Genomic DNA, 2,281 nt, shown 5'->3' on the forward strand with positions numbered 1-2,281 from the left:
CCCGCGGGCCCTGCCCCAGAGCGTGGGGCTGGGCGGCGGCGCCGCCACGCCCGACCCCGACGCCGTGCGGGCCGGTGACGAGCTCGACGCCGCCGCGGTGCCGGGCGTGGGCCTCGAGGCGCCGATCCTGACCTCGCGCGGGGCCAAGCGCGGCTACGTCGTGCCGAAGCAACCCTTCTTCCTCGACCCGCTCCTGTAGGGTCCGTACCCACCGGACCGGTTCAAGGCACTGCGATGCATCACTTCCACTACCGCGACGGTCGCCTCGCCGCCGAGGATGTCGACCTGACGGCCCTCGCCGACGCGGTCGCGACGCCGTTCTACTGCTATTCCACCGCCACCCTGGAGCGGCACTACCGGGTCTTCGCGCAGGCCTTCGCCGGCGACGACGCCCTGGTCTGCTACGCCATGAAGGCGAACTCGAACCAGGCGGTGCTCACCACCCTCGCCCGCCAGGGCGCCGGCATGGACATCGTCTCGGAGGGCGAACTGCGCCGGGCGCTGGCCGCCGGGGTCGATCCGCAGCGGATCGTGTTCTCCGGCGTCGGCAAGACCCCCGACGAGATGGCCGCCGCCCTCAAGGCCGGCATCTACTGCTTCAACGTCGAGAGCGAGCCGGAACTCGCGGTGCTGTCGGGGGTCGCCTCCGGCCTCGGTCTCACCGCCCCCGTCTCCATCCGGGTGAATCCCGACGTCGACGCCGGAACGCACGCAAAAATCTCGACGGGAAAATCCGAAAACAAGTTCGGCATTCCCATCGGCCGGGCGCGGGCGGTCTACGCGCAGGCCGCCGCCCTGCCGGGGCTCGCGGTCTCGGGCGTCGACATGCACATCGGCAGCCAGATCACCGACCTGACGCCGTTCGACCACGCCGCCCGGCTGCTCGCCGGCCTCGCCCGCGACCTGCTCGCCGACGGCCACGCCCTGCACCACATCGATTTCGGCGGCGGCCTCGGCATCCCCTACCGCGACGACAACGCGCCCCCGCCGGACCCCGCGGCCCTGGCTGCACTCCTGCGCCCGCACTTCGCCGGCCTCGGCCTGCGCCCGGTCTTCGAGATCGGCCGGATGATCGCCGGCAATGCCGGCATCCTCGTCACCCGCGTGCTCTACGTGAAGCGCACCGAGGGCCGGACCTTCGTCATCGTCGACGCGGCCATGAACGACCTCATCCGCCCGACCCTGTACGACGCCTATCACGGCCTGCGCCCCGTCCGCGAACCGGGCCCCGAGACGCCCCGCCTCGTCGCCGACGTGGTCGGCCCCGTCTGCGAGAGCGGCGACTACGTCGCGCTGGGCCGCGACATCCCCGAAGTGGCTCCGGGCGACCTCGTGGCGGTCATGAGCGCCGGCGCCTACGGCGCCGTCCAGGCCGGCACCTACAACACCCGCCGCCTCGTCCCCGAGGTGCTGGTGCGCGGGTCGGACTGGGCCGTGGTGCGCCCGCGCCAGACCTACGAAGAGCTCATCGGCCTCGACCGCGTACCGGATTGGCTGTCGGAGCCGGCTTGAGGGATTGGATGAGCGCCCTGGCGCAAGTCTTTGCTCAAGCTCGCTGAACGCTTGAGTGCATCCCCTCTCCCCGCGCGCGGGGAGAGGACCGCAGGCACCCCGTTGTGCCTGCGGCGAGCGGAGGCGAAGCCGGAGCGACGGTGAGGGGGCTGCGTCGGATGTGGCTCCTTCGGACGCGCCCCCTCACCGTCGGCTGCCGCCTCGCTCCGCCTACGACGGGGTCGGCGAAGCCCTCTCCCCGCAAGCGGGGCGAGGGGATGCGCTCCGGGTGGTCCGCTGCGTCCCGATCCCGGTCAGCGAAACGATCCCGGCCTCAAGCCGCCAGTTCCGTCTCCAGCCGAAGCGTGGCTTCATCCGGCACATCGAGGGCCTCGGCCAAGTCTTTCAAAAACTTGCGCTCCTGCAGGGTGTCGGGGTCGATGGCGAGGCGGGCCGCCGCGTAGATGCGGGCGGCCTGCTCGGGGTTGTTCGCCCCCTCGGCGATGGCGTCGACGGTGGCCGGGTCGGCCAGCTCGGCTTCGAGCCAGCGGCGGCCGTCGTCGGCGATGCCCGCCGCCGCCAGGGCGTCGTCGAGGCGCCTGCGCTCGCCCGCATCCACGAGGCCGTCCGCCAGGGTCGCCGCCACCATGGCGCGCAGCATGGTCCGGGCCTCGTCCTCGCCGACCTGGATGTGGTCGAACGGCGTCAGGTCGGTGATCTGGCTGCCGATGTGCATGTCGACGCCCGAGACCGCGAGCCCCGGCAGGGCGGCGGCCTGCGCGTAGACCGC

General features: G+C 72.6%; 2 protein-coding genes and 2 pseudogenes. 3 read left to right on the top strand and 1 reads right to left on the bottom strand.

The features are described from left to right. The 3 genes and pseudogenes from FV218_RS22210 to FV218_RS23355 form a co-directional block, all read left to right on the top strand. Positions 1-199 (top strand): annotated as a pseudogene (locus FV218_RS22210) (hypothetical protein); the annotation flags it as partial. 35 nt (positions 200-234) lie between these two features. Beyond that, positions 235-1,512: a diaminopimelate decarboxylase gene (gene lysA, locus FV218_RS22215; protein WP_147711578.1), complete on the top strand. Its 1,278-nt coding sequence runs from the start codon at positions 235-237 to the stop codon at positions 1,510-1,512. Positions 1,513-1,574: 62 nt separating this feature from the next. Further along, positions 1,575-1,771, top strand: a pseudogene (locus FV218_RS23355) (hypothetical protein); the annotation flags it as partial. 54 nt (positions 1,772-1,825) lie between these two features. Here FV218_RS23355 and FV218_RS22220 read toward each other — a convergent pair. Continuing rightward, on the bottom strand, positions 1,826-2,281 hold a 456-nt coding region (locus FV218_RS22220; RefSeq protein ID WP_147711579.1), incomplete at its 5' end, for a DUF533 domain-containing protein.

The organism is Methylobacterium sp. WL69 (genome assembly GCF_008039485.1).
Taxonomy (GTDB): Bacteria; Pseudomonadota; Alphaproteobacteria; order Rhizobiales; family Beijerinckiaceae; genus Methylobacterium.

Coding starts and splice junctions, on each gene's coding strand:
- lysA (WP_147711578.1), top strand. CDS start 235: ATGCATCACTTCCACTACCGCGACGGTCGCCTCGCCGCCGAGGATGTC.